This window comes from Gilvimarinus agarilyticus, from assembly GCF_000832015.1.
GTDB classification, from domain to species: domain Bacteria; phylum Pseudomonadota; class Gammaproteobacteria; order Pseudomonadales; family Cellvibrionaceae; genus Gilvimarinus; species Gilvimarinus agarilyticus.
In genome coordinates this window covers 3,921,548-3,947,400 of record NZ_JXCJ01000001.1, presented here as the reverse complement: position 1 = coordinate 3,947,400, position 25,853 = coordinate 3,921,548, and the positions used below count along the sequence as shown (strand labels likewise).

Here is a 25,853-nt window from a genome sequence, read left to right as displayed (position 1 = left end):
CGGCATTTTGTTGGTAGTCGGCGCGGGATAAGCTGCGCCGACTAAAAGCGGCAATCGATTATTGCAGCTTCTCGGCGCGCTGCCACTCGTTACCCTGTTTGCAAAATGAAAAGTCTCCCCGCGAGTGCGCCCCACTTTTATCGGTTAGCTCAACACTGGTTAAACGGCACTGGTTGCCCTGATCATCGGTGAAGGAGTTAACCGGGGTGAGCGTGGCTTTATGGCCATTGTATTGCCAGTGGCCGGCTTCACGGTCTGAATTGTTGTTTAAGGTTTCGGTGAGAGTACTGTTTAGGCTATTCCAATCTTCACGGCTAAACTCGCTGGCGGCCGTTTGGCTAATGACCCACTTATTGCCTTGCTTGCACACATCGGCGTGATAAAAATCCCGGCGGTCTTCGTCGTTGCGTAAGTCTACAATGGCGTTGCGACACTCCGCTCCATCGTTTAAATAGCTGTATTTTATTTTAACGCGGCCACGTAAGTTAGAGCTGCTTGATTGCCAGTTTATGGTACGAAGATCGGGAGCCTCATTGAGCGCCTCGGCGATACGCTGCTTAAATGATGCGACCTCGTCGCGGCTTAGCTCGCTGGTAACGCTGTGGTTTAAAAACTGGATATTTCCGCCCCAAGCCGTCTGGCTTGCCAGCAGCAGCGTAAATCCGGTAATAAAAAGGCGATGGTTCATAGTCACTCCGGGGCTAATCCTGAGAAAGACGGCGGCACAGGTGGCGCGTGGTTTAAGCGTGCTACACTGGCGCTGCCGAGTATGGGCTTATGATAACGTGAACCTTCGGTTAGCGCAGTAACGCGGCTCAAATAATTCTGGTGAGCAATACCGGTTGCTTGCTTATGGCACACAGTGCTGGGCCTACATTGGCGCCAATGCACACCGGGATCGAGCCGAGCCCAGAAAGCGGCTTTGATTGATTAAAGGTACCCTCTATGGAGTTAACAGTTTCATTTGTGTGGGAGCTGCTGCAGCAGTTACTGATTTGGGGATACCTGTTCCTGGTGGTCGCCTTTTCGGTTAGAGTGATTATGCTTCGCCTACCGGTAGGCGTATCGCTCGCCTGGTTGCTGGTGCTGTTGTTATTGCCCTATGTGGGCGTTGGGCTTTATCTTTTATTTGGCGAACGCTTTTTGGGCGTAAAACGCTCGGCGCGTACCGCACGCTTAAAGCGTGCCTATCTGCACGCACGGCGCAACGGCCCGCACAACCACCCCGAGAGCTGGGCCGATAGTCACCCGGCCAGCCAGGCGCTTGCCCGGCTTGAGTACCATACCTCTGGTATCCCTCCACTGGGAGGTAATCAGGTGGGCTTTTTACAGGGGGCTCAGAATATTATCGATGCCATTGTGGCCGATATCGACCGCGCCGAGTATTTTTGTCACCTAGAGTTTTATATCTGGCAGTCGGGCGGGTTAATTGACCGGGTTGTCGAGGCGTTATTGGYCGCCGCCGCCCGTGGTGTGCAGTGTCGCATTATGCTGGATGCGGTAGGTAGCTCGGTATTCTTCTCATCCAGCGCGCTGCAGCAGTTGCAGGTGCCCAATATTAGCGTTGTTAAGGCCTGCCCCATCCGGTTTATGCCCTGGCAGCTGGCTCGTTACGATTTACGCAATCACCGCAAAACCGTCGTCGTCGACAACCGCGTTGCGTATATGGGCAGTTTTAACTTGGTAGACCCGGCGCATTTTAAAGTGGATGCGGGCGTGGGCCAATGGATCGATATGATGGCCCGCATCGAAGGGCCCACCGTGCCGATTTTTGATGGCGTATTTCGCTGGTACTGGAATGTCGAAACGGATCAGCAGTTGCCACTACTCGATCGGGAGATCGTCTCGCTCGATGAGCCTGCATTGCTGCAAGCGGCACCCTCTGGCCCTGATGTGGCGCAAGAGAGTATTCTAAGCGCGTTGCTGCAGGCGATTTACGCCGCGGGCGAGTCGATCGATATTGTTACGCCCTACTTTGTGCCCGGCGAGGCGTTGGAGCAGGCGCTAAAAATCGCCGCCCGGCGCGGAGTGCGAGTGCGTTTAACTGTGCCTGAAAAAGTCGATTCATTTTTGGTGCGCCATGCGAGCCACTCGTACTTTGCCGGAATGCTGGCCTCGGGTGTCGAGATATACAGTTATCGCGCCGGCTTGCTGCACACTAAAGCCGTGGTGATCGATTCGCAGCTGGCTTTTTTTGGTACCGTGAATCTCGATTTGCGCTCGCTCTGGCTAAACTTTGAAATGACCATGATTATCTACGACCGGCCCACGGCCGCCGAATTGGGCCGCCTGCTGGAGGAGTATCGCGCCGACGCCGAGCTATTAAACTTAAATGTATGGCGTCAGCGTAGCGGAGTGTCGCGCTTTTTTGAGAATATCACTCACCTGTTTAGTCCGTTGATTTAACGACCAAATTGCCTAAATCGGTTAAATAATTCGCGCACTACGTTGCTGCCTAGTAGACAGAAAAGACCAAACAAGCAACGAATGGCCGGCTCGATGTAGGGGGGAAGTTCGTGTGCGTTATAGAGCTCTGGCCCATAGTGAACAAACTGACTCGACTGTATGATCAATGCCGGTACGCTACTTAATAGTAAATACAAGCCCAGCATGAAGCAGCTTGCCCGAATAATATCGACACTTTCTTGGCTCTCGTTACCATGGGCTTTAGGAGGGTGTAATACCTTGCACCAACTTTTTGCACTAAACCATAGTAGCAGGCCTGCCAACGGTGGCAGCAAGGTTGCCGTGCTAATCGCTCGTATCGTGGAGATAGGTATCCCCGCTGAGTCTACTGGGTTCAACGGGGTCGCCATTAAAGCGATCCAGGAAGCAACGTGATCTAAATTTGACGCCACTAAAAACAATCCTAGTAAGCGTACGCCAATAAACGCGATGTTATAATGCACAATGAGTGTACCTTCCCTGATGATTAATTCTTTTTCACAAACTCCGTCAAAATTACAATGCGGGTGCCGTTAACCCGGCCCTCGATGTGGGCCGGGTTGTCGGTGAGGGATATCCCTCTAACCGCCGTGCCGCGCTTAGCGACAAAGCTCGTGCCTTTTACGTTTAAGTCTTTAATGATGGTAACGGTATCGCCGGCGGCGAGAGTTACGCCGTTGCTGTCTTTGTGGACGATGGCGTGCTCATCAGCTTGGTGAATACCGGCCTCGGCCCATTGGCGGATGTCATCTTCCAGGTAGGCCATGTCGAGCTGCTCTTGCGCCCAGCTCTCACTGCGCAGCTCGTGCAACAGCCGGTACGACAACACCTGAGCCGCGGCCGTGGTACTCCAAATGCTGGTGGTTAAACAGCGCAGATGATTGAGGTCGGTCGGGGCCGTTGCTTGCTCGATGCAGATAGGGCACAGAGCTAAACGCTCGTCGTGCCCATCACTGTCGGTCAGCTGATAAGTGTCTAGCTCGGCTTCGGCGCCGCACAGCTCGCAGCGGCCGTCGCTGCGCTGCTTTAAATCGTTATCCAGTGTCATGGGTTAACCTTGGTCAGTAAAGCCGCCTATTATGCCCCAGCGGGCGGTACTTGTCTGCGCAGGTTAGTGGCCGAGCGCGGCCTCCATAGGTTCGCGGCCGTTGACCAGCGGGTAGATGTTGCCGATTGTGCCGGGTGTTTGGAGGCAGTAGGCGGTCGCACTGGCAACGTCCTCTCGGGTAATCATTTGTGCCTCTTTGTCGCTTGGCATGGTTGTGCTAAACAAGCCGGTAGCGGGTTCGTTGGTAAGCCTGCCGGGGCGTAGAATGGTGTAGGGCAGGCCGCTCTGGAGTAGGTGGTCATCCGCCAGCTTTTTACACACCGAGTAATGTTTAATGGCGGCGGGGCCGTTGTCTGGGTCTTCAGCGCCGCGCGAGCTAATCATTACAAACTGTTTAACCGGGTGTTGCTTTGCGTAATTCACCGCGCGCATCGCGCCCCACATATCCACTAAAATGGTTTTGTCTGCCCCCGTGCTGGCGCCCGATCCGGCGGTAAAGACAATTTTATCGCAGCTCTTAAAAGCACCGCTAAAGTCTTGCTCTAAATCGGCAATCACCACCTCGGCGCCAAGTTTGGCAAGGTGCGGCGCCGGCGCCCTAACCATAGCGCGGGGCCGCTCGCCACGTGCGCACAGTTGTTTGATTAGCGTTTGTCCGATCTGGCCATTGGCACCGATTATCAATGTCGTCATGGAGACTCCTTGGTGGGGGATATCATCATTTACTGGTATGGTAACGCGCTGTGCTGGCGGGTGCGAGTTGCACAAACCGAGCTTTATTTATGACGAACACGACAGAGGTGATGTATGTCTAACACAGTGGTAATTACCGGTGCTAATCGCGGTATTGGTTTGTCGTTTACGCAGCAGTATTTAGCGCGTGGCTATACCGTGTATGCAGCGTGTCGCAGCGCATCGGCAGAACTAACGGCCAGTGGCGCCAAGGTGATTGACGGTGTAGATGTGGGCAGCGATGCCGGTATTCAAAAACTAGACGAGGCGCTGCAGGGCGTCACCATTGATTTACTGATTAATAACGCCGGCATTTTGCGCGACGAGAGCTTGGGGGATTTAAACCTCGATACGATACGCGACCAATTTGAAACCAACGCGCTGGCCCCGCTGCGCGTGACCGAGCGGTTGGCCGACCGTTTAAGCGCCAAGGCCAAGGTGGCTTTGATTACCAGCCGTATGGGCTCGATCGCCGACAACACCAGCGGTGGCCGCTACGGTTACCGTATGTCTAAGGCGGCTTTAAACGCTGCAGGTATGTCGCTCGCCTGCGATTTAAAATCGCGCGGTGTCGCGGTGGCGATTTTACACCCGGGCCTGGTGGGTACCGAAATGATTGGCGGCTATGGTGATATCACCCCCGACGAGGCAGCCGAGCGCCTGATGGCCCGTATCGATGAATTAAATCTGGGTAACAGCGGCACCTTTTGGCACTCCAATGGGCAGCAGTTGCCTTGGTAAGTGCTACGCCTGAGTGTGCCATAGGGCTGGGCGATCCTGACTATCGCCTGGCCTTTTGTGTGGCCAACCGCCCAGCGTTGGATCACTACCCAACGCTGGATTGTATGATGCCGCTGGCGCCCGGCGAGCTGTCACACATTGTGGCCAACTCCAGTAATCACTGGCGCAAGCTGTTTAGTGTGTACGCTAAGTTTATGTACCAGCTGGGCGTGCAGCCCGGCTGGCCCGAGCGCTGGCAAGATTATCGCGATAAGCATTTGCTGCAAGCGGGCAGTGGGGTGGCGTTGCTGTTTAGCGAGCCGGACACACAGCGCAACGCAGTGCACATTGTGGCGGGCAAAACCTACGCGGCCGAGCTTGGTCTTAAGGGGTTAACCTGGCTCGATCACCACTTTGCCGTTAACCCAGAGCATCGGCTACTGGTGTCGCCCTATCTGGATTACCGGCAGTTATCCAATGAGAGAATTGCCATGCTGTCTGCTCTTATACGTCGGTACCAGCTGCTAAGCCGCGGCGACTAAGCGACGGTGTTGTCGGCGAGGTGTTCGCTCGTCACGGGTTGCTGGCAGGAGTTTTGGCGGGGCTTAAAAGCGATGCTAGTCTTATGTCTTTGGCTTCTTGGGCGTAGATGGATTCTACTGTTTTGCGCGCAGCCTTGCCTACGCTATTGCGCAGTCCCGGGTCCTCGGAGAGCCGTCTCAGTATCGCAAGAGCTTGCTCGGTGGTGTCGAATAAAAAGCCATTCTCGCCGGATTGGATCCACTCGGCGTAGCCTCCGTGACGGTGGCATACGACCGGCAAGCCACAGGCCATGGCCTCAAAGATAACGCGGCCGAAGGTCTCTGTGTGCTCCCCGCTTCGGTAATAAAAAATATCGAGCGCTTGCAAAAAGTTTAGCGCGTCCAGCTCGCCCTCCTGGTATAGCGTGGCACCGGTTTCGGCAAGCGCCGGCTCCAGGCATGAGGCTCCTTGAAGCTTCACCTGATGCCCGCCCTGTAAGAGCGACTTGTAGACTTCTATGTCAGCCAAGTTATGCTTTTGGTCTATGTCGCGACTCATCCGGCCAATGGTAACCGGGCCGCTGTCTGGTTTTTCTGTTCCCGGGGTGAATTTGTTTATATCTATTGGCGAAGGGTGAATCTTCCCGCAAAGGTTTAAAGCATCGCGCTGAAAGCGAGAGATAAAAATAAGCTCAGGCGCAGGCCAGTTAAGCAGTGGGCGCCGCTTTTGAATGAGCTGGGAGTGTTTTGGGTGAAAGGTATTGTAAAAATAAATCAGTCTTTGTGGCTTGGGCAGCAAATAGGCCCACCACTTTCCGCACCAGTGAGCGCCAACGAAAATGTAGATGCCACCTTTAGGGGCTTTTGCTCGCAGAGGGTTGATGAGAGTAATACCGTGTTGTTGCTGTAGGGTTGCGTCTATTCGCGACGAGGTGCCCCACAGCGTTACATCGTAGGCTTTGCTCAAATCACGATACAGCTCTAATGCTTCGTTCTCGCTTCCGCCAAACCGGTTTTGAAAGTTGTTAAAAATGTGAATAGGTGGTTGCTTAGTGGTCACCAAATAAAATCCCCGGTTTTAGGTTGTGCGGTATCGTGGCGGGTTTGGCCATAGGGGCTACTTTTTCATAGCCTCGGTCGCGGTTAAGTCGCGCACCAGGGCGCGCAGGGTGGTCGAGTGAAACTCTCGCCGGTACAACACGCCCACCACAACACCTACCGCCACAATAAAAAACCAGGTGTTAAAAAACCACGGCAAGATAGCCAGTGAAAAGTAATAGGCGCGTAGCCCGTAGTTGTAGCTATGGCCGGCTTGGTCGATGATTTTAGCGGTGCTGATGGCGTAGCGCCGGCGTTCGGCCTCGCCAATATCGGCATCGTGGGCCGGGGCGGCGCCTAGCAAAATCGAGCAAAAGCCGTACTGACGCATGGCCCAGGTGAGGGTAAAAAAGGCGTACACGTAAATCATTAACAGCAGCACAATTTTAAGTTGTAACTGCCGTGGCGACATCGACTCGTTGGCAAAGGGCAGCGCGGTGATGGTGATATAGACCTTGTCGATAGAGGCCATGATGGTCACAAAACCGGCGATAATCAGAATTGAGGTGGATGCCAAAAACGATACGTTGCGCTCCAGGCTCGCGATTAAGGCGGTATCGGCAATGCGGTTTTCCCGGCTGAGCATTTCGATCATCCAGTTTTTACGATACACGTGCAGGACCGATGCCAGACAGTGATCCGTGCGAGCGCGTTTACGGGCAAACCGTGCGTAACCAACCCAACAGATAAACAGCCAAACCGCGGCGCCAATGTTTAGATAATCGTGAGGGGTCAAGTAACGCTCCTTATCGTGTTACAAGTAAACAAGCCGATAGTATCATCTTACTACAAGCCCGGCGTTGTTTTGGCGACGGATTAAAATTTGCCGCCACAATCGGGAGTGCATCCGTACGGGGTGCTCGTTACTATGCGTAAAAACCCACGGGGCGTAAAACCCACACAGGTAAGCTACGTAATGACTAGCACCAATCCCATTATTGAACGAGAACCCGATACCGAGCGATGGCGTTTAGTGCTGGCGCGCGATGCTCGGGCCGATGGTCAGTTTGTCTATGCTGTGCAGACTACCGGCGTATATTGTCGGCCAAGTTGCCCTGCGAGACGCCCTAAACGAGCCAATGTGAGTTTTTACATAAACGCTTACAGTGCAGAGCTGGCCGGCTATCGGCCTTGCAAGCGCTGCTGCCCGGCGGCGGCCATAACCCGCGACGACCAAGCTGTGATCTCGGTATGCCAAGCGCTGCAGCGCGCTCTTGAGCGTTTGCAGCGGTTGCCGAGCGCCGCCCAGTTGGCGGCTGATGTTGGCTTAAGCGCCTCGCGACTACAGCGTTTATTTACCGCGGCACTTGGCATCACCATTAACCAATACGCGCAGGCACTGCGCAGCCGGCAGGTGCAACAGGCGCTGGCGGCCGGTAGCGCCATAACGGATGCAATATTGGCGGCCGGCTATAGTTCCACCGGGCACTTTTACCAAAAAGCTACCAGCGAGCTGGGAATGCCGGCTCGTCGCTACCAGCGGCAGGGGCAAACAATGACGATTGAATACGCCACCGCCCAGACTACCTTGGGGCAGTTGCTGGTAGCGCGCAGCGAGGTAGGAGTCTGTGCGATTGCCCTGGGTGATAACCCGCAGTCACTGGCGGCTGAGTTAAAGCAGCAATTTGCCAACGCCCACCGGGTGGAGCCCTCGGGCGAGTTTGAGCAGTTGTTGCAGCAGGTGATTGCATTGGTAGAGCAGCCGGGTGGGCGCTCGGTAACCTTGCCGTTGGATATACGTGGCACGGCTTTTCAGCGCCGTGTGTGGCAGGCTCTGCAGCAAATTACGCCCGGTCAAACCATTCACTACAGTGAGCTGGCACAGAGAATCGGCGCGCCCAACTCGGCTCGCGCCGTGGCCAACGCCTGTGGCGCCAATAAGCTCGCCATTGCGATACCGTGTCATCGTGTGGTGCGTCAGGATGGCAGCTTATCTGGTTATCGGTGGGGGGTAGAGCGTAAGCGCGAGCTGCTTAAGCGTGAGGCCTACCTCGATCTCGATTAATCGGCGGCTTATTGCGCTTTTATTGCCTCTAAAGGTGGCAAATTTCATATCTTTACTGCGGCTATTTCTTTACCTGCTTTCTGATAATAAGTATCATTTAGCGGGTCAAGTCTTACTAATGGAAATTTTTATGAAAGTTTTATTGCGAAACTGTCACAAAGCGCTGCTGACGGCCTCTTTAATGTTGGCTGCGGTGCAGGCGTCTGCCAATGGTGCCATTGGCGAGCATGTAAATCACCTGCAAGACAATCTGGGTGAGTACACCGAAGAGGTGAACTGGGTGATCGGTAAAATCGATACCATGGTGGATACCTACGAGGCCAAAGGCGCTAAAGCGGCCGAGTCGGCTCAGGTGATCGAAATTTGGGAGGCGGTAGACTTTCACGCCGCCATCGAAACTAACTACGTGCCTGTGTATGCCAGTATTTGGCAGGGTTTGTATGGCGTAAAAGAAGCCATTGATGCCGAAAAGCCGGTGGAGGATGTGTGGGCCGAGCAGGAGAAGCTGGAGCAATCGTTGTGGCAGGCGCTGGGTGCGGTTAAACTGGCGGCCCAGTATCAGCAGCGCGGTTTGTTGGATGAGATCAAAACCACCGCAGGCCCTACCACGCCGATCGCGACCCTGGATGAAGTAAAGCAGCGCCTGGATCGTGTGGTGGCAAAGTACGCCGAGCAGTTGTCTGAAGAGGCCACGAGTATTGTGCACGATACCTACCTGAACTTGTTTGAAGGGGTAGAGGGTGCGCTGATCGAACAGGACGCCAAGCTGGTCGAAGAGCTAGAGAAAGACTTTAACGTCACTCTGCCCAAAGCCATTTCGGGTAAGGGCAGTGTCGACGACGTGCGCGGTGTGGTGAGCGATATGCAAGCCAAGCTAGATCGCGCTAAAGAGCTGCTGAAAAAAGCCGAATCCGAGCGTAAGGACGTTTTTTAAGTGCAACGCAGAACTTTTATACAGGCCCTGGCGGGTGCCAGTTTGCTCGGCAGCCTGCCGCTGGCTGCGAGCCGTGCGCTGGCGGCAACCGCCGGTGCCCTGTCCGTCGATGACTTGCCGCCCTTAAAAGGGGAGCTAACCCTGTACCTTGGACGCGGCGAAGGCGGCTTGTATGAAAATGTCCTGCAGGCGATTCAAAAGCGCAACCCCGACTTTACCCTGAATATTCGCCGCGGCGTTACGGCGGCTTTGGCTAACACCATTGTGGCCGAGGCCAAAGCCGGCGTGCGTCGCGCAGATGTGTTTTGGGCGGTGGATTCCGGCGCGATCGGCCTGGTGAATGACGCGGGCCTCGCCCGTAAGCTGCCCGCCGATTTAACCGGTCAGTTAAAAGAGGGCTTTCGCTACGATAACTGGTCGCCGGTGACCGGTCGCATCCGCACACTGCCATACAACACCGGTAAGCTCAGTGCCGATCAAATCCCCGACAGTGTGATGGCGCTGCCCGATAGTGGGCTGTCCATTGGCTGGGCGCCCGCGTACGCCTCTTTCCAGTCGTTTGTCACCGCCATGCGTTTGCTGGAGGGCGAAAAGGCCACGGGTGAGTGGCTTAAGGCCATGAACAAGCGCGGTAAAAACTACGCCGGCGAGCTGGGTGTGGTGATGGCCGTTGAGCGCGGTGAGGTCGATGTGGGCTTTGCCAATCATTACTATACCCTGCGCTTAAAGGCCGGCAAGCCGGACGCAAAAGTCGATTTGGCGTTTACGAAAAACGATGCTGGCTGCCTGGTTAATGCCTCCGGTATTTTGGCGTTAAGCGAGGGCGAGCTGCCGGTTAACTTTATCCGCTACTTGCTTACCCGTGAGGTGCAATCGTATCTGGCGAGCGAGGCCTATGAGATACCGCTGGTAGGCGGCGTGGCGCCCCCGGAGGGCTTGCCTTCTCTGGCCACTATTTCTCCACCGAAAATGGACTTAACCCGTCTGGCCGACTTGCGCCCTACGCTCGACTTAATGCGCAGCGTCGGGGTGCTATGACCCGACTGCCCGGTTCGTACCCACTGGCGCTGTTGATTGCGCTATTTGCGCTGGTGCCGGTGGGGGTGCTGGTGTCGCTAGCAAGCGACACGGCCCAGCTGTTTGATACCCACAACCTAAAAGTACTGGGCAACACGTTGGCGTTAATGGGGCTGACGGTACTGGGTTCGGTACTGATTGGCGTGCCATTGGCGCTGCTTACCGCGTACGTTTATTTGCCCTGGCGCCGTCTCTGGCTCATTTTATTCGCCGCCCCGTTGGCCATGCCTAGCTACATTGGTGCCTTTACCCTGTACGCGGCCTTTGGCCCCGGGGGGGAAATCAATACTCTAACCGGTATTCCTACTCCGGCGTTTTACGGCTTGCCCGGCGCGGCGCTGGTGATGACGTTATACACCTACCCCTTTGTGCTGCTCACCACGCGCGCCTCGTTACTGAGCCTGGATGCCAGCCTGGTAAATGCCGCCCGCACCCTGGGCATGTCGCTGGGAATGAGCCTGTGGAAGGTGGTGCTGCCGCGGGTGTTTAACGGCATTGCAGCGGGTGCTTTGTTGGCCGCGCTTTATACGCTGTCAGATTTTGGTACGCCGGCCATTATGCGCCTGGATACATTTACCCGGGTAATCTATGTCGAGTACAACGCCTTTGGCCTGAGTCAGGCGGCTATGCTGTCGCTGCAGCTATTGGTGATTGTCGGGCTGGTGCTGTTTCTGGAGTCACGGGTTAAGGCCACTCGCGAGCGCCCCGGGCGCCGTTTAACGCTTTGGCCTTCGCGTTGGCAGGTGAATGCGCTGTTGGCGGCCGCGTTGCCCGTGCCTTTACTGTCGATTGTTTTGCCCTTAGGTATTTTTGGCCTCTGGCTGGTGCGTGAGGGGGCCGGTGGCTTTGAGCTTAGCTATGCCTGGAACTCCACCTACGCATCGCTCTTGGCTGCGTTAGTGGCTGTGGTACTGGCGGTGCCGGTGGCGCACGCCGCCGTGAGTGGTAAAGCGGGCCGCTTGATGGAGCGGGTTACCTATTTTGGCTTTGGCGTGCCCGGCATTGTCATGGGCACCGCGTTGGTTTATGTCGGGCTCAAGCTGCCATTTTTGTATCAAACACTGGGCCTGTTGGTACTTGCTTATGTGCTGCGTTTTTTGCCTTTGGCGGTGGGCTCGGTGCGCTCGTCGGCCGAAAGCCTGGACCCAAGCTTGGTAAAAGCCGCGCGTTTGTTGGGCGCTAGCCCCAAAGAGGCCTTTACCCGTATTACCTTGCCGCTTACCTTGCGCGGTATGATCGCCGGCGCAGCCCTGGTGTTTTTAGAGGCCATGCGCGAGCTGCCCGCCACCTTACTGTTGGGCCCAACGGGCTTTGAAACCCTCGCTACTTACTTGTGGCGGGTGTATGAGGCGGGTTATTTTGGCCGCGCCGCCGTGCCCGGCTTATTGTTGGTGTTAATGTCGGGGCTGGGGCTTGCCTTGATGCTCACGGGCGAGCGTCGCGGCGAATTTGATGTAACAGAGGATTCCAACCGCTAATGCTTAGCGTGAATAATTTATCGGTCGATTACGGCTCTACCCGCGTGGTGGATAAGCTCAACCTGGCGTTAGCCGATTCCGAAATCCTAATGCTGGTGGGCCCCACGGGTTGTGGTAAAACCACTATTTTGCAAGCGTTGGCCGGCTTGATCCCCATTACCGAAGGCGAAATCACTCTGGGTGCCTGGAGCGCCAGCGCCAAAAATCAGGTCCCGCCAGAGAAGCGCAATGTGGGTATGGTGTTTCAGGACTTTGCGCTCTTCCCGCATTTAACCGTGCAGCAAAATGTTTGTTTTCGATTAAAAGATCCGGCCTTGGCCGATCACTGGATCGATCTGCTGGGGTTAAGCAGCCTGCGTGATGCCAAGCCCAACAGACTTTCTGGTGGGCAAAAGCAGCGGGTAGCGCTGGCGCGTACTCTGGCTCATGAGCCGGTGTTTATTCTGCTGGACGAGCCCTTATCTAACCTCGATGCGGCCCTTAAAGATAATTTGCGCTGGGAAATCCGCAGCGCCTTAAAAACCGCAGGCGTGCCTGCCATTTGGGTGACACACGATCAAGAAGAGGCGTTGTCGGTGGGTGACCGGGTCGGCATTTTAAACGGCGGAAAACTGGAACAATTGGACACTCCGGAGACCTGCTTTTGTGAGCCATTAAGCCGCTTTGTGGCGCGCTTTTTAGGTGAGGCCAGTTTTATCCCCGGCCGCTTAGAGCAAGGTAAAGTGGTAACCGCTATTGGCGATGCACCGGGTACGCCGGTCGATGGCGCCAGCGGCGAGGTTGACCTTCTGCTAAGGCCGGACGATGTGGCACTGACGCCGGTGCTAGAGGGCGGTAATGGCGAAATTAGCTGGGTGCGCTACGAAGGCGGTGCCCGGCTTTTTGCCGTAAACTTAGACGATGGTACTCAAGTTAAGGTACGCGTCAGCCACGAGGTGCGCGCCGAACCCGGTAGCCGGGTACAGTTAAGCGTTATTACCACCCACCCATTGGCCGTCTTTAACCGGAAGTAACATTGCTTCCTAATCCTTAAAGGAGAAGTTTATGAACGCGGTAAAACAAGTGTTTTCAATTGGTTTTCTGGCACTGATAGGCTCAGCGGTTCAGGCCGAGGAGTGCTCGATTACCATCGACAGTACAGACCAAATGCGTTTTGATACAGACGCTATGACCATTCCATCCTCCTGCGAAGAGTACACCGTTAACCTGACGCACTCCGGCAACATGGCTAAAAATGTCATGGGTCACAACTGGGTGCTGTCAAAAACATCCGATCTGCAAGGCGTCGCGATGGACGGCATGAGCGCAGGCCTGGACAACGACTACATCAAGCCCGGTGACGAGCGAGTGATTGCCCACACCAAAATTATCGGTGCGGGTGAGACCACCTCAGTCACCTTCGACCCATCTGTGCTTGAGGTGGGCGGTGATTACAGCTTCTTCTGTTCTTTCGCCGGCCACTATGCCTTGATGAAGGGCACCGTTACTGTGGAATAATTCGGTACATTGCTATCGTTAGCGCAAAGCCCCGGCCATTTGGTTGGGGCTTTTTTGTGGATTAATGCTTAACACCTGGTTGGGTTGATACAAGGTAAATGCACACAAGCTTAACGCGAGGGCCGGGAGGCTCAGTGGGCGCCAGGCAGTGATCAAGGACGATAGCCCATGACGGCGCGTAAGGCTGGCCTCTGAGTAATAAAAAAGGCCGAACCTGAGAATTCAGCCTTTTTGGATATGGTGCCAAGGGGAGGGTGAGGTAAGCGTTTACAAGGCGCTGTTTTGTGTGCGGCCAAGCGCGTGCCAGCTATGCTGGTTCGCTGCGGTTAGGGCACATACAAAAAAGCCCCGATCAAAGATCGAGGCTTTTAATGTATGGTGCCCAGGAGAGGACTTGAACCTCCACGGCCGTGAGGCCACTAGCACCTGAAGCTAGCGTGTCTACCAATTTCACCACCTGGGCAGATGGTTAGCGGTGTTTTAAGCCCGATTGGTTTCGCGCTGTGAGCGGTCTTGCCGACACGCTACGCGTGGTCACTTACTGCGTCCTGCTTTTCGTGACACTCGTACATCCTGTACATCGTCTACCAATTTCACCACCTGGGCAGTGCTTTTGAAGCGGGTCAAAAGCTAAGGAGGCGCACTATACGGTTCGCCTAAATGCTTGTCAATGTTTGATCTGAGAAAAATGTAAAAAAATAGTGTAATTCTCCAAGTTGATGATTTCGTGAGCATTTTTCTTGGTTATTGGTCGGGATTGCAGGTAATGACGTATTATAATACAATTATCTCAATGCGATACTTTGCTCAATAAATACAATAGACAGAAGAGGCAGATATGAATAAGAAATTAATAGGCCTGGCGTTCGCGTCTTTGCTGGGTGCTTCTCAAGTGGCCTCGGCGTTAACCGTGGGCTTTTCTCAGGTGGGCTCGGAGAGCGGATGGCGTACTACCTTCTCGGAGTCGGTAAAAGCTGAGGCGGAAAAACGCGGTATCGATCTGAAGTTCTCCGATGCTCAACAAAAGCAGGAAAACCAAATCAAAGCAGTGCGCAGCTTTATTGCTCAGGGCGTCGATGCCATTGTGATCGCCCCTGTGGTGGAAACCGGTTGGCGTCCCGTGTTGATGGAGGCGCGTCGCGCGCGTATCCCGGTGGTTATCGTCGACCGTAACGTAGCGGTTGAAGATGGCCGTTTGTACGTTACCCGCATAGCCCCGGACTTTACCGACGAGGGCCGCAAGGCGGCCAACTGGTTAATGGGTGCCACCGACGGTGACTGCGATATCGTGGAGCTGCAGGGGACTGTGGGTTCAAGCGCGGCGATCGGCCGTATGGAAGGCTTTAATGAGGTGATTGGCGAGCACCCGGAAGCCAAAATCATTCGCTCGCAAACCGCCGAGTTTACCCGTGCCAAAGGCAAAGAGGTGATGGAGAGTATTCTTAAAGCTGAGGGTGGTGGCAAGCAGGTCTGCGCGTTGTGGTCGCACAATGACGAGATGGCTCTGGGCGCGATTCAGGCTATCAAAGAGGCGGGCCTAAAACCTGGGGAAGATATTCTGGTGGTGTCGGTTGACGCCGTTGATGATATGTTCCCGGCGCTGGCGGCCGGCGAGGTTAATGCCACTATCGAGATGAGTCCTCATATGGGTGGCCCGGCGTTTGATGTGATTGAATCTTACCTGGATGGAAAACGGGATTTTGAAAAATGGATGGTGATGGACGGCCGCATTTTTACTCAAGAAAACTACCAGGCCGAGTACGAAGTACGTAAATCTAATTAATAAAAAACAGCACCGGCGCCTCCACGGCGCCGGTTTCGCGGATGATTCTATGACTACTGATAATACCCTTCTGGCGCTGCGGGGCGTGGACAAAGTCTTCCCCGGTGTTAAGGCGCTGAATGGGGTGGATTTTACCCTGCGCAAAGGCGAGATTCACGCGCTTTTGGGTGAGAACGGCGCGGGGAAATCCACCCTGATTAAAGTCATGACTGGTGTCTATCGCCGTGACGGTGGCCAAATTGTTCTGGCCGACGACGAGATCTCACCCGCTAATACGGGCGAGGCGCAAAACCTGGGCATCAGCACGGTTTACCAAGAGGTAAATTTGCTGCCTAACCTGAGTGTCGCGCAAAACCTGTATCTGGGGCGCGAGCCTATGCGCTTTGGCTTAATTCACTGGCGCAAAATGAACCGCGATGCCCGCGAACTGTTGGCCGGGTACGACCTGGATATCGATGTTACAGCCCCGTTAACCACTTACTCGGTAGCGATTCAGCAACTTATTGCGATTGCCCGGGGCGTGGCGATGTCAGCCAAAGTGCTGATTCTGGATGAGCCCACGGCGAGCCTGGATGCCGATGAAGTGGCCTCGCTGTTTAATATTATGCGCGAGCTGCGCGATAAAGGCATCGGTATTGTTTTTGTGACGCACTTTCTCGATCAGGTGTACGCCGTGTGCGACCGGATTACGATTTTGCGTAACGGCACTTTGGTGGGCGAGTACGATGCCGCCACCTTGACTCAACAGCAGTTGGTTAGCCATATGCTGGGTAAAGAGTTAGAGAAAGCCGTGCACGAAAAAGTTGATCACGCCGAAGAGCAAAACCGCGAAAAGTTGTTGGAGGTTCACTCGGCCTCAAGCGATGTTCTACAACCGCTGAACGTTTCGGTCTGCGCCGGCCAGGTGGTTGGCTTGGCGGGTTTGCTGGGTTCTGGGCGAACCGAGCTGTGTCGCTTGGTGTTTGGCCTGGACGCGGTCAAAGAGGGTGAGGTGAAATTGTCGGGTAACCCGATCAAGTTTACCAATACCCGGCAGGCCGTTTTGGCCGGTATGGGGTTGTGCCCGGAAGACCGTAAACGCGATGGCATTTTTGGCCCCATGTCGATTCGTGAAAACATGATTATGGCGCTGCAAAACAAGCGTGGCTGGTGGCGTTATATTCCCATGAAAAAGCAACGCGAGTTGGCCGAGCACTACGTTAAAGCGTTAAGAATTGCCACCAGCGATATCGAAAAGCCAATTAACCAATTGAGCGGCGGCAACCAACAAAAAGTGATTCTGGCGCGCTGGTTGGCGTCCGAGCCACACTTGTTATTGCTCGATGAGCCTACCCGGGGTATTGATGTCGGCGCTCACGCCGAGATTATTCAGCTGATTCGCAAGTTGTGTGAAGACGGGTTGGGTTTGTTGGTGGCCAGCTCGGAGCTCGAAGAGCTGGTTGAATTTGCCGATAAGGTTGTGGTGATGCGCGATCGGCGCAAGGTGGCTGAGGTGAGCGGTAGCGACATCTCTCAGCAAAACATTATGCAGGCCATCGCGGGCCAATAAGTTAGGTTTTCTCATGGGTTATAAAGATTTATCGCCGCTGGTGCGGCGCAGCATATGGCCGTTACTGGGCCTTGCAGTACTGCTGTTGGCAAACGTGCTTATCGCACCAGAGTTTTTCAGCGTCGAGATCAAAGACGGTCGCCTTTACGGCAGCTTAATTGATGTGATGAATCGCGCCGCGCCTGTGGCTTTGCTGGCAATCGGTATGACTCTGGTGATTGCCACCGGTGGCATTGATTTGTCGGTCGGCTCGGTGATGGCTATTGCCGGTGCGGTGAGTGCGGGCTTGATTGTCAGTGGCGTGGATAATATTGCCCTGGTTGTCGGTGGTGGCCTGCTCGCCGGCGTTGCGGCCGGTTTCGTCAACGGCTTTTTGGTGGGGTACTTTGGCATTCAGCCTATCGTCGCCACTTTGATTCTTATGGTGGCAGGCAGGGGTATTGCGCAGCTGATTAACTCGGGACAAATTGTGACCTTCCACCACGATGCGTTTGAGTTTCTCGGTGTTGGCTATTTCTTCGGTTTACCTTTTCCCATTGTTTTGGTGGTTATTGCTTTTGTGTTAGTGCAGCTGTTAATGCGCCGCACGGCGTTAGGTATGTTTGTGGAGGGTGTGGGTGCCAACGCTAGCGCCAGTCACCACATTGGCATCAATGACAAGTTAATTAAATTGATGGTCTATTGCGTCTCGGGCCTGTGTGCCGCGTTGGCGGGCATGATTGCGGCGGCCGACATCGGTGGCAGTGACGCCAACAACGCCGGTCTGTGGTTAGAGTTGGATGCAATTTTGGCGGTGGTGATTGGCGGTGCGTCGTTAATGGGTGGGCGCTTTTCGGTATTTTTGTCGATTATCGGTGCGCTGATTATCCAAACGCTGACCATTACTATTATTTTAAGTGGTGTACCGCCTAAGTTTAACTTGCTGATCAAGGCGGCCGCGATTGTTATTATCCTGTTGTTGCAGTCCCCTGAGTTTCATCGTCAAGTGGCGCGCCTGAAAAAAAAGCGGGGGCCTAAGCATGCTTCATAAAAAGTTTTTGCCTCTGTACGTTACCAGTTTATTGTTTGCGCTGCTGTTTTTAGCGGGCTCTATTCAGTTTGAAAACTTCGGTACGCTGCGCGTATTTATGAACCTATTTACCGATAACGCGTTTTTGATAATCGTCGCCATCGGTATGACCTTTGTTATCTTGTCCGGCGGTATTGATTTGTCGGTAGGCTCAACCATTGCGTTAAGTGGCGTTATTATCGGTGTGTTGCTGGAGGCCGGCTGGCACCCGTTACCGGCCTTTGCGGTTGTACTGGTGTTAGGCACGCTGTTTGGTGCGGTGATGGGGGCTATTATTCACTACTATCAGTTGCAGCCCTTTATCGTTACCTTGGCGGGGATGTTTTTTGCGCGTGGCTTAAGTTCGGTGATCAGTGAAGAGTCCATTCCCATCATGCACGAGTTTTACGACGATGTGGCTATGTTTGGCTTTGAGTTGCCCGGTGGTGCCTGGTTGGGAAGCTCGACCATTATTGCCTTAACGGTGCTCGTGCTGGCGGTGATGCTGGCTAACTTTACCCGTTTTGGTGGCCGGGTGTATGGCCTTGGTGGCGATACCCATTCGGCGGCGCTGATGGGTGTGCCTATTGCCCGTACCACCATTGCGGTATACGCCTTAAGCTCATTCTTGGCCGCTCTGGCAGGTATTGTGTTTAGCTTTTATACCTTTTCGGGTTATTCACTGGCCGCCGTTGGTGTCGAGCTGGATGCCATTGCCGCGGTGGTGATTGGCGGCACTTTGCTGACCGGCGGTTACGGCTATGTGGTGGGCACGTTGTTTGGTGTGCTGATCATGGGCGTGGTGCAAACTTATATCTCGTTTGATGGCACCTTAAGCAGTTGGTGGACCAAAATTGTGATTGGTTTGTTGTTGTTTATTTTTATCGCTATGCAGCGCTTCTTGGTGCGCCGTTAACTCGGTGCATGCTCTGTGGCGGCTGTTATCTAAGCAAGTATTAAATAGCGAACACCAAAGGCGCCACCCGGCGCCTTTGGTGCATCTGGTGTATTGATTTACCAGTGATCAGCGCCGTGCAGCATCAGTAGCTCCTGCTTGTTTTCGCGCTTTAAGGTGATGTTGATCAGCAGGGTTCGGTTGGCCACAAACAGTGTTTTAATTGTTTCGTGGTTTAACTCCAAATGACCAATATCTTTATCCTGAAAGCTCCAGTAGCCGGCCAGGGTTTTCTCGTGATGTAAATCTGGAATAGCCGATAAGCTAATGCGCAGGTTCTCGCCCTTCTCGTCAATCAGTGTGTGCAATAGAGTGCAGTTAATCATAAAGCTTCGGTAGGACGGGTTATCTTTGTAGGCGTGCACCTTGGCGATGGCCTTAGCGTTAAGTTCACGGGTTTTTTTGTTAAGTACACCACGCTGGCTTTTTTGGTAAAACTCGATAACGTAATCGCACACTTCGTTGCCCTGATCATCCCGCACCCGAAACACCGTGTTTTGATAGCCATGTTTGTAATCGTCGCGGCGTTTCGCGTAGCTTTGCATTAATGCCTTGGTGCGCGCTCTGCATTGATCAACCCAGCTCTGGTAATCGTTGCCGTTGCTAATGGCCAGAGCTTGGGCGATTGCATCGATAAGCTCGGCATTGCCTTTGTGGTGGAAGTCTTTAAGTGCGATCGAGCTGTGGTCGTGCTTGTCCAGCGCTAAAAAAGCACATTCGCGCTCAGGCGTTTGGCTGGAATGCAATGTGGGCTTTTGTGGGTCGCTGGCAAAGTCTGCCTCGATTTTTGCGCAGTTTAAATTGGCCGCTGCGAGATAAATAGTGCCATCGGAGCCGCGCTCGTTGGCAATTGAGCTAATGCCGTCGTAGCCGCTGTTGCCAATAATAACGGTGGTGCGCACCCGGGTGGGGGTAAAAACGCTTTGCCCGAGCAAGTCGGCCTCGGCCAGTTGCCAGCTAAAAGGGCTGGCTACCTCCAGAGCTTTTAGTATGTGCTCGCCGGTTTCAAGGGGTTTGTCAGAGCCAAACCCTTTCAGTACCCGGCCGTAAAAGGCGCGCCCTTTGTGCGCCAGAGGCGAGCCAAAATTAGCAGGCGCCAACATAACTAGGTTGTTAACAGGCGATGCGAGCCCAGCGGCTGTGTAGTGTTGGGCCATCCAGTAGCGCAATATCAGGCCGCCGGTGGAGTGGACGATAACGTCCACTGACTTTGGCTTGTCGGGCAGCTGGCTGGCCGCCCAGGCGCGAGTGAGTGCTGCGCCCAAATCACTGATGTGCACGTCGTCATCCAGCGAGGTGTAATTGCCCAGCCAAATGTGCTTGACCTTGCGCCCGGTGTGTTGTCGCAGCGCGTCGGCGAGGGCAGTAAATGATTTTGCCTCATCGTTCCAGCCGTGAATGATAACCAGTGGTTTCATATCCTTAGCTCCTGGGCGAGTGCCCGGTGTAAATCCTTGTGCAGAGGGGTGTTGTTAATAGTAAGTCAGCTCGCTTGATATGCAAGTCTCTGGTGGTCGCGGCTATTAAAGGAAGGTAAAGCGCACGGCTTTAGGTTTAACCAAAGAGAGGCGGGTGATATTCTTTTGGTTTGTCGCACGACTTACCGCGTTTTCCAATCACGTACCTCTAACCTAAATAGGCACTCCTTTGTACGATCAGTATGAAGCCATCATCTTTGATATGGATGGCACCTTGGTAGATAGTGGCCAGTTGCACGAAGTGGCCTGGACCGAAACCCTAAATAAGTTCGCCATCCCAATTGATCGGCCGCTAATGCGTTCGCTGGCCGGTGTACCCACCAAAGGCACCATCGAGCTACTGCTTAAGCATTTTGACTGTAAGGTCGAGGCGTCGCTGGACGTGATGAATGACTTTAAAGAGGCCGTGGTACGGGAAAAGATTAGCGATTACGTTAAGCCCACCGCCTTGGTCGAGTTGGCCGAGCGCTATTACGGTAAAAAGCCCATGAGTGTGGGCACCGGTGCCTATACCGATGAAGCCAGCAGCATTCTTGAGCAGTGTGGTATTAGTCACTTTATTGATCATGTGGTGGGAGCTGATTTGGTGGCCGCGCCTAAGCCCGCGCCCGATACCTTTTTGCGTTGCGCCGGGTTGATGGGCGTGGCACCCGAGCACTGTGTGGTGTTTGAAGATGCCAAACTGGGGTTAGAGGCGGCTCGCCGCGCCGGTATGGCAGCGGTGGATGTGTTGGATGTGTTAGGTATCGAGAACGACTACTTTCTTTAGTTTTAAGGCGTTGGCGCGGCGGCCTGTTAGGTGGTGGTCGCGAGAATATCCAGCGCTGTCACCACTCCCACTAGCACGCCTGCCTCTGTCAGATAAATAGCGTGTGTTTGCTCCTGCAGGGCAAGCGCGCGCAAAGCCTCGATGCTGGTGCCGGCCTCGGCACTGACGGGGTTGGTACGCATAATCTGGTGCGCCGTACAGTAAACTTGGGCGCGCCTGACCCACTGGGTGAGCTCGTCGAGATTCTCTATCTCGGTGCCTGTCGCTCGCCGGAAGCTGTCGTTAACCGCCTGGGCGCGGTAGGTCTCGTCGCTGTTTAAAAAGCCGGCGATCTGGGCGCTGTTTAATACCCCGACCAGTTGGTGGTCCGAGGCAATAACAGGGGCCTGGCTGAGGTTGTGGCGCGCCAAAAAATGCCGGGCGCGGTCGACCGACCAGCCCTCGTAAATACAGGCGACCTGAGTGCTCATAATGGTTCTGGCGGGAGCGGCTAGTGCTGGATTGGGCATAGTTAATCTGCCGTCGTTGTTATTGTCATCTCCCGAATCTTATCCCAATTCCTGCCGTAAACGAACTATGTCAGCGCTATCTTTTATTGTAATATAAAACTATGAACCGATCGGCAAAGGCTGACGTACTCTCTCTGTGGTGCTTGGCCTAAGCCCTGAGCGGGGGTGCGCATGCTATGGCAATTGCCAGAAAGTCCCGGTTAGACCGAGAGAAAAATGTTTGACAAGTGCCTTGGTGGTTAGGATAATATTATAATACAAAATAAAGATGCGCTCGGAATCCGTGCGCTTGGGATGACGTCTTATGAATTCTTATGCCTTGGGCCTGGATTACGGCTCAGATTCAGTTAGAGCACTTTTAGTGGATACCGTCACCGGTGCAGAGGTGGCCTCACATGTTGTTTATTACCCCCGCTGGGCCAAAGGTCTGTACTGCGAGCCTGCGGCGGATCAGTTTCGTCAGCACCCGCTGGACTATTTAGAGAGCCTGGAGCAGGTGTTGGCCGGGCTTTGGCAGCAGGCTCCGCAAGGCGCCGCGCAGTCGGTGGTGGGCCTGAGTTTTGATACTACCGGCTCGACCCCGATTGCGGTTGATGCCGAGGGGACCGCGTTGGCGCTTAAGCCGGAGTTTGCCGAAAACCCCAACGCCATGTTTGTCCTGTGGAAAGACCACACCGCCGTGCGCGAGGCGGCCGAGTTTACCGCTGCCGCCGAGCAGGCGCCCGAGAACTACCTTAAATACGAGGGCGGTATTTACTCGTCCGAGTGGTACTGGTCAAAGGCGCTGCACGTTATGCGCGCGGATAAAGCCGTGGCCGAGGCCGCGTATATGTGGGTTGAGCACTGCGACTGGATGTCGGCCATGTTAACCGGCACGACTCACCCGGACGTATTCCGCATGGGCCGCTGCGCGGCGGGCCACAAAGTGATGTGGCACGAAAGCTGGGGCGGGTACCCACCTAACGAGTTTTTTACCGGTGTTGACCCGCTGCTGGATGGCTTTAGCCAGCGCCTGCCCGCCGAGACCTTTTGCTCTGACGAGCGTGTGGGTGGCTTGAGCGCCGAATGGGCTGAACGCTTAGGCCTGCCCGAGGGCATCGCTGTAGGCTTTAGCGCCTTCGATTGTCACATGGGCGCGGTTGCCGCCAATGTACAGCCGGGTGTTTTGACCAAAATTATGGGTACGTCTACCTGCGATATCACCATCGCCAGCCACGAGGCGATTGGCGATAACTGCGTGCGCGGTATTTGCGGCCAGGTCGATGGCTCGGTGATTCCCGGCATGGTTGGCCTGGAGGCTGGGCAATCGGCGTTTGGCGATTTGTACGCCTGGTTTAAGCGCTTAGTTAACGGCCCGGCGATTCAGGTTATTGAGCAATCCGAGCACTTAGACGCCGCTACCCGCGAGCGTTTGCTGGCGGAGCTCGAAGATAAAAGTTTGCTGGCCATGAGCGCGGCGGCGGCCAAGCTGGAGCCGGGCAAAAGTGGCGTTACCGCACTCGACTGGGTCAATGGCCGTCGCACCCCCGACGCCGATCAAACCGTATCGGGCGCGATTACCGGATTAAAAATGGGTAGCACCAGTGCCGAAGTATTCCGCGCCCTGGTTGAGGCAACGGCCTTTGGTGCCCGCGCGATTATCGAGCGCTTTCGCGCCGAGGGCGTTGCGGTAAACAGCGTTGTGGCGATTGGCGGTATCTCAAAAAAGTCTGACTTTGTGATGCAAACCTGTGCCGACGTTTGGAACTGCCCAATTGATGTGCTGGAAAGCGAACAAAGCTGTGCTCTCGGTGCCGCGATTTTTGCCGCCACCGTCGGTGGTGCTCACCCGGATGTGGCCAGCGCGCAAAAGGCGATGGGCTCCAGCGTCACTCAAACCTATCAGCCCAACGCGCAAGCGGCGGCTATTTTTGACGAGCTGTACCAACAGTATCAGGCGCTGGGTCACTATGTGGAGGCAGGCAAATCGTGAGTAAGTATCTCGAGCTAAAACGTCAGGCCTTTGAGGCCAATATGGAGCTAAACGCTCGCGGCCTGGTGGTGTACACCTGGGGCAACGTATCGCAAATTGATCGCGCTGAGGGCGTGATCGCGATCAAACCCAGCGGTGTCTCTTATGCCGATATGAAAGTCGATGACATTGTGGTGGTCGATTTGGAAAACACCGTGGTCGAAGGGGCTATGCGTCCGTCATCGGACACCCGCACTCACACCCACCTGTACCGTCACTTTGACAGCATTGGTGGAGTTACTCACACCCACTCGACTTACGCCACAGCGTGGGCACAGGCGCAGGAGTCAATCCCCTGCTTGGGCACGACTCACGCCGATTACGCCTACGGCTCGATTCCTTGCACGGCGGTTATGACCGACGCGCAAATCGCGCGCGATTACGAAGAAGAAACCGGCGTGCAAATTACCGACTGCTATAAAGACCGCAACCCCGTTGAGTCACCGATGGTGATTATCGCCGGGCACGCGCCTTTTACCTGGGGCAAAGATGCCGCCCAGTCGGTTGCCCATGCCGTTATTCTGGAAGAAATTGCCAAAATGGCCTACTTAACCCGCACGTTACAACAAGGCGTGCAGCCTTTAAAACAAGGCATTATCGACAAACATTATTTACGCAAACACGGTAAAAATGCTTACTACGGCCAGAACTGAGCCGGCCCTAATAAAGTGAGGTAGTTATGAAAGTTTTTGGTGAAAAGAAAATATGGTTTGTGACCGGCTCGCAGCACTTGTACGGCCCGGCACTGCTAAAAGAAGTGGCCGATAACAGCGCTAAAATTGCCGCCGGTCTTACCGCGTCTGAAAATGTCTCGGCGGAGATTGAATCGAAAGGCGTGGTGACCACTCCGGAAGAGATTCTGGATGTTTGCCAGGCCGCTAACAGCGATAAAGATTGCGTTGGCTTGATTTTGTGGATGCACACTTTCTCGCCCGCCAAGATGTGGATTGGCGGTCTGTCGGCGCTGAATAAGCCCTACATGCACCTGCATACCCAGTTTGGCGCCGAGTTGCCCTGGGACAAAATCGACATGCACTACATGAACCTGAACCAAAGTGCGCACGGTGACCGTGAGTTTGGTTACATAGGTACGCGCTTGCGCCAGGAGCGTAAAGTCGTAGTGGGTCACTGGGAGCGCGAAACTGTTCAGGTGCAAATCGATAACTGGGTGCGTGCTGCCATGGGCTGGAACGAAGCGCAAAATCTGCGTGTGGCTCGCTTTGGCGACAACATGCGTCAGGTGGCAGTTACCGAAGGCGATAAAGTATCGGCACAAATCCAGTTTGGCTATGAAGTTCACGCCTATGGCCTGGGCGATCTGGCCAAAGATTGCGACGCTGTGAGCGACGAGGATATTGCGGCACAGCTGGAACTGTACAAGACCGATTACAACATCGCCTCTGACGTGTTTGACGATGCTCACCAGCTGGAAATGCTGCAAAACGAAGCTCGCCTCGAGCTGGGTATGGAGCGCTTTTTGGAAAAACGCGGCTGTAAGGCGTTTACCAACTGCTTTGAAAACCTGACCGGCTTGTCCGGTTTGCCAGGCTTAGCGACTCAGCGCTTAATGAGCAAAGGCTATGGTTACGGCGGCGAAGGCGACTGGAAAACCGCCGCGATGGGACGCATCGTTAAAGTGATGAGCAAAGGCCGCAAAGGCGGTACTTCTTTTATGGAAGATTACACGTATCACTTTGGAGCCAAAGATCAGGTGCTGGGTGCGCACATGCTAGAGATCTGCCCCTCTATTGCTGGTGATAAGCCCGAAGTGGTTGTAGCGCCGCACACCATTGGTATTAAAAAAGACATCGCGCGCCTATTGTTTACCGGCGCGACTGGCCCGGCACTGAATATCTCGACCATCGATATGGGCACGCGCTTTCGTATTATCGTTAACGAAGTAGACACCGTATCGCCGCCGGCCGATTTACCAAACCTACCAGTGGCCAAAGCACTGTGGGAACCTAAGCCCAGCTTGGAAGTGGCCGGTGCTGCCTGGATTCACGCCGGTGGTGCTCACCATAGCGTCTACACTCAAGGTATCACGACCGATCAAGTGGTGGATTTTGCCGAGATGGCGGGTGTAGAAACGGTTGTGATTGATGAAGACACTAATGTTCGCGAGTTCAAACAAGAGCTACGCCATAACGCAGTGTTTTATCACTTAAGCCAGGGAATCTAAGCTTGCGCTATCAA

Annotated in this window: 24 protein-coding genes and 1 tRNA gene; 17 read left to right on the top strand and 8 right to left on the bottom strand. The window is 54.5% G+C overall.

Going from position 1 to position 25,853, the window contains the following annotated elements; translation table 11 throughout:
- Positions 1-58: 58 nt before the first annotated feature.
- The gene (locus SD69_RS16990) at positions 59-688 is read right to left on the bottom strand and encodes a hypothetical protein (protein WP_041524160.1); all 630 of its coding nucleotides are present in this window, start codon (positions 686-688) and stop codon (positions 59-61) included.
- 257 nt (positions 689-945) lie between these two features.
- Between SD69_RS16990 and cls the strand changes: the two genes are divergently transcribed.
- Positions 946-2,406, top strand: a complete 1,461-nt coding sequence (gene cls / locus SD69_RS16985; protein WP_041524159.1) for a cardiolipin synthase — start codon at positions 946-948, stop codon at positions 2,404-2,406.
- Between the two features lie 526 nt (positions 2,407-2,932).
- Here the strand turns inward: cls and SD69_RS16975 are convergent.
- Together SD69_RS16975 and SD69_RS16970 are read right to left on the bottom strand one after the other, a co-directional pair.
- On the bottom strand, positions 2,933-3,493 hold the full coding sequence (locus tag SD69_RS16975) for a PhnA domain-containing protein (RefSeq protein ID WP_041524157.1): 561 nt from the start codon (positions 3,491-3,493) through the stop codon (positions 2,933-2,935).
- A gap of 63 nt (positions 3,494-3,556) precedes the next feature.
- On the bottom strand, positions 3,557-4,186 hold the full coding sequence (locus tag SD69_RS16970) for an SDR family oxidoreductase (RefSeq protein WP_041524156.1): 630 nt from the start codon (positions 4,184-4,186) through the stop codon (positions 3,557-3,559).
- A gap of 114 nt (positions 4,187-4,300) precedes the next feature.
- Here SD69_RS16970 and SD69_RS16965 point away from each other — a divergent pair, with 114 nt between their 5' ends.
- Both SD69_RS16965 and SD69_RS16960 read left to right on the top strand, forming a co-directional pair.
- A complete protein-coding gene (locus SD69_RS16965; protein WP_041524155.1) occupies positions 4,301-4,966 on the top strand; it encodes an SDR family oxidoreductase in 666 nt (221 codons plus the stop codon).
- On the top strand, positions 4,933-5,487 hold the full coding sequence (locus SD69_RS16960; protein ID WP_408606042.1) for a DUF6942 family protein: 555 nt from the start codon (positions 4,933-4,935) through the stop codon (positions 5,485-5,487). Before SD69_RS16965 ends, SD69_RS16960 begins: the two co-directional genes overlap by 34 nt.
- Positions 5,488-5,518: 31 nt before the next feature.
- Here the strand turns inward: SD69_RS16960 and SD69_RS16955 are convergent, their stop codons facing one another.
- Positions 5,519-6,526, bottom strand: a complete 1,008-nt coding sequence (locus tag SD69_RS16955) for a glycosyltransferase family 4 protein (protein WP_157471746.1) — start codon at positions 6,524-6,526, stop codon at positions 5,519-5,521.
- Positions 6,527-6,583: 57 nt separating this feature from the next.
- Positions 6,584-7,300 (bottom strand): DUF599 domain-containing protein, encoded by a 717-nt coding sequence (locus SD69_RS16950; RefSeq protein ID WP_041524152.1) that lies wholly within the window; start codon positions 7,298-7,300, stop codon positions 6,584-6,586.
- A 180-nt stretch (positions 7,301-7,480) separates the two neighbouring features.
- Between SD69_RS16950 and ada the strand changes: the two genes are divergently transcribed.
- The 6 genes from ada to azu all read left to right on the top strand — a co-directional run bounded on the left by ada (position 7,481) and on the right by azu (position 13,555).
- Entirely contained in the window at positions 7,481-8,569 is a 1,089-nt protein-coding gene (gene ada, locus SD69_RS16945; RefSeq protein ID WP_041524977.1) for a bifunctional DNA-binding transcriptional regulator/O6-methylguanine-DNA methyltransferase Ada, read from the top strand.
- Between the two features lie 130 nt (positions 8,570-8,699).
- Positions 8,700-9,503, top strand: a complete 804-nt coding sequence (locus tag SD69_RS16940) for a hypothetical protein (protein WP_041524151.1) — start codon at positions 8,700-8,702, stop codon at positions 9,501-9,503.
- Positions 9,504-10,541, top strand: coding sequence for an extracellular solute-binding protein (locus tag SD69_RS16935; protein WP_041524150.1), 1,038 nt, complete (start codon positions 9,504-9,506; stop codon positions 10,539-10,541).
- On the top strand, positions 10,538-12,058 hold the full coding sequence (locus SD69_RS16930; RefSeq protein ID WP_041524149.1) for an ABC transporter permease: 1,521 nt from the start codon (positions 10,538-10,540) through the stop codon (positions 12,056-12,058). Before SD69_RS16935 ends, SD69_RS16930 begins: the two co-directional genes overlap by 4 nt.
- Positions 12,058-13,071 (top strand): ABC transporter ATP-binding protein, encoded by a 1,014-nt coding sequence (locus SD69_RS16925; RefSeq protein ID WP_041524148.1) that lies wholly within the window; start codon positions 12,058-12,060, stop codon positions 13,069-13,071. The genes SD69_RS16930 and SD69_RS16925 overlap by 1 nt, the downstream gene beginning before the upstream one ends.
- 31 nt (positions 13,072-13,102) lie before the next feature.
- On the top strand, positions 13,103-13,555 hold the full coding sequence (gene azu / locus SD69_RS16920) for an azurin (RefSeq protein WP_041524147.1): 453 nt from the start codon (positions 13,103-13,105) through the stop codon (positions 13,553-13,555).
- Positions 13,556-13,931: 376 nt separating this feature from the next.
- On the opposite strand, the gene SD69_RS16915 is transcribed toward azu, so the two are convergent.
- Positions 13,932-14,018 (bottom strand) — tRNA-Leu (locus SD69_RS16915).
- Positions 14,019-14,393: 375 nt separating this feature from the next.
- Here SD69_RS16915 and SD69_RS16910 point away from each other — a divergent pair.
- The 4 genes from SD69_RS16910 to yjfF are packed head-to-tail and all read left to right on the top strand — an operon-like array spanning position 14,394 to position 18,851.
- Positions 14,394-15,338 (top strand): ABC transporter substrate-binding protein, encoded by a 945-nt coding sequence (locus SD69_RS16910; protein WP_041524146.1) that lies wholly within the window; start codon positions 14,394-14,396, stop codon positions 15,336-15,338.
- 49 nt (positions 15,339-15,387) lie between these two features.
- The gene (locus SD69_RS16905; protein WP_041524145.1) at positions 15,388-16,887 is read left to right on the top strand and encodes a sugar ABC transporter ATP-binding protein; all 1,500 of its coding nucleotides are present in this window, start codon (positions 15,388-15,390) and stop codon (positions 16,885-16,887) included.
- 13 nt (positions 16,888-16,900) lie between these two features.
- Positions 16,901-17,917 carry an ABC transporter permease gene (locus SD69_RS16900; protein WP_041524144.1) on the top strand — a complete coding sequence of 339 codons (1,017 nt, stop codon included), beginning with the start codon at positions 16,901-16,903 and terminating at the stop codon, positions 17,915-17,917.
- A complete protein-coding gene (yjfF, locus tag SD69_RS16895; RefSeq protein WP_041524143.1) occupies positions 17,907-18,851 on the top strand; it encodes a galactofuranose ABC transporter, permease protein YjfF in 945 nt (314 codons plus the stop codon). The genes SD69_RS16900 and yjfF overlap by 11 nt, the downstream gene beginning before the upstream one ends.
- A 98-nt stretch (positions 18,852-18,949) precedes the next feature.
- Here yjfF and SD69_RS16890 read toward each other — a convergent pair whose 3' ends face one another.
- The gene (locus SD69_RS16890) at positions 18,950-20,308 is read right to left on the bottom strand and encodes an esterase/lipase family protein (protein WP_052481307.1); all 1,359 of its coding nucleotides are present in this window, start codon (positions 20,306-20,308) and stop codon (positions 18,950-18,952) included.
- Between the two features lie 229 nt (positions 20,309-20,537).
- On the opposite strand from SD69_RS16890, the gene SD69_RS16885 reads away from it, so the two are divergent.
- A complete protein-coding gene (locus tag SD69_RS16885) occupies positions 20,538-21,137 on the top strand; it encodes an HAD-IA family hydrolase (RefSeq protein ID WP_041524142.1) in 600 nt (199 codons plus the stop codon).
- Between the two features lie 26 nt (positions 21,138-21,163).
- Here the strand turns inward: SD69_RS16885 and SD69_RS16880 are convergent, their stop codons facing one another.
- On the bottom strand, positions 21,164-21,646 hold the full coding sequence (locus SD69_RS16880; RefSeq protein WP_041524141.1) for a CBS domain-containing protein: 483 nt from the start codon (positions 21,644-21,646) through the stop codon (positions 21,164-21,166).
- A 304-nt stretch (positions 21,647-21,950) separates the two neighbouring features.
- Between SD69_RS16880 and SD69_RS16875 the strand changes: the two genes are divergently transcribed.
- Genes SD69_RS16875 through araA form a run of 3 tightly spaced genes read left to right on the top strand, consistent with a single transcriptional unit; the run spans position 21,951 to position 25,839 of the window.
- Positions 21,951-23,618 (top strand): ribulokinase, encoded by a 1,668-nt coding sequence (locus SD69_RS16875; protein ID WP_041524140.1) that lies wholly within the window; start codon positions 21,951-21,953, stop codon positions 23,616-23,618.
- A complete protein-coding gene (locus tag SD69_RS16870; RefSeq protein WP_041524139.1) occupies positions 23,615-24,310 on the top strand; it encodes an L-ribulose-5-phosphate 4-epimerase in 696 nt (231 codons plus the stop codon). Before SD69_RS16875 ends, SD69_RS16870 begins: the two co-directional genes overlap by 4 nt.
- A gap of 26 nt (positions 24,311-24,336) precedes the next feature.
- Positions 24,337-25,839, top strand: coding sequence for an L-arabinose isomerase (gene araA, locus SD69_RS16865; protein ID WP_041524138.1), 1,503 nt, complete (start codon positions 24,337-24,339; stop codon positions 25,837-25,839).
- Positions 25,840-25,853 lie beyond the last annotated feature (14 nt).

What these genes read in the sequence shown, in the direction of transcription:
- SD69_RS16965 (WP_041524155.1), top strand. Translation starts at nt 4,301, where the DNA reads ATGTCTAACACAGTGGTAATTACCGGTGCTAATCGCGGTATTGGTTTG.
- SD69_RS16930 (WP_041524149.1), top strand. Translation starts at nt 10,538, where the DNA reads ATGACCCGACTGCCCGGTTCGTACCCACTGGCGCTGTTGATTGCGCTA.
- SD69_RS16890 (WP_052481307.1), bottom strand. Translation starts at nt 20,308, where the DNA reads ATGAAACCACTGGTTATCATTCACGGCTGGAACGATGAGGCAAAATCA.
- SD69_RS16905 (WP_041524145.1), top strand. Translation starts at nt 15,388, where the DNA reads ATGACTACTGATAATACCCTTCTGGCGCTGCGGGGCGTGGACAAAGTC.
- araA (WP_041524138.1), top strand. Translation starts at nt 24,337, where the DNA reads ATGAAAGTTTTTGGTGAAAAGAAAATATGGTTTGTGACCGGCTCGCAG.
- SD69_RS16975 (WP_041524157.1), bottom strand. Translation starts at nt 3,493, where the DNA reads ATGACACTGGATAACGATTTAAAGCAGCGCAGCGACGGCCGCTGCGAG.
- SD69_RS16875 (WP_041524140.1), top strand. Translation starts at nt 21,951, where the DNA reads ATGAATTCTTATGCCTTGGGCCTGGATTACGGCTCAGATTCAGTTAGA.
- SD69_RS16970 (WP_041524156.1), bottom strand. Translation starts at nt 4,186, where the DNA reads ATGACGACATTGATAATCGGTGCCAATGGCCAGATCGGACAAACGCTA.
- yjfF (WP_041524143.1), top strand. Translation starts at nt 17,907, where the DNA reads ATGCTTCATAAAAAGTTTTTGCCTCTGTACGTTACCAGTTTATTGTTT.
- ada (WP_041524977.1), top strand. Translation starts at nt 7,481, where the DNA reads ATGACTAGCACCAATCCCATTATTGAACGAGAACCCGATACCGAGCGA.
- azu (WP_041524147.1), top strand. Translation starts at nt 13,103, where the DNA reads ATGAACGCGGTAAAACAAGTGTTTTCAATTGGTTTTCTGGCACTGATA.
- SD69_RS16925 (WP_041524148.1), top strand. Translation starts at nt 12,058, where the DNA reads ATGCTTAGCGTGAATAATTTATCGGTCGATTACGGCTCTACCCGCGTG.
- SD69_RS16940 (WP_041524151.1), top strand. Translation starts at nt 8,700, where the DNA reads ATGAAAGTTTTATTGCGAAACTGTCACAAAGCGCTGCTGACGGCCTCT.
- SD69_RS16910 (WP_041524146.1), top strand. Translation starts at nt 14,394, where the DNA reads ATGAATAAGAAATTAATAGGCCTGGCGTTCGCGTCTTTGCTGGGTGCT.
- SD69_RS16990 (WP_041524160.1), bottom strand. Translation starts at nt 688, where the DNA reads ATGAACCATCGCCTTTTTATTACCGGATTTACGCTGCTGCTGGCAAGC.
- SD69_RS16880 (WP_041524141.1), bottom strand. Translation starts at nt 21,646, where the DNA reads ATGCCCAATCCAGCACTAGCCGCTCCCGCCAGAACCATTATGAGCACT.
- SD69_RS16900 (WP_041524144.1), top strand. Translation starts at nt 16,901, where the DNA reads ATGGGTTATAAAGATTTATCGCCGCTGGTGCGGCGCAGCATATGGCCG.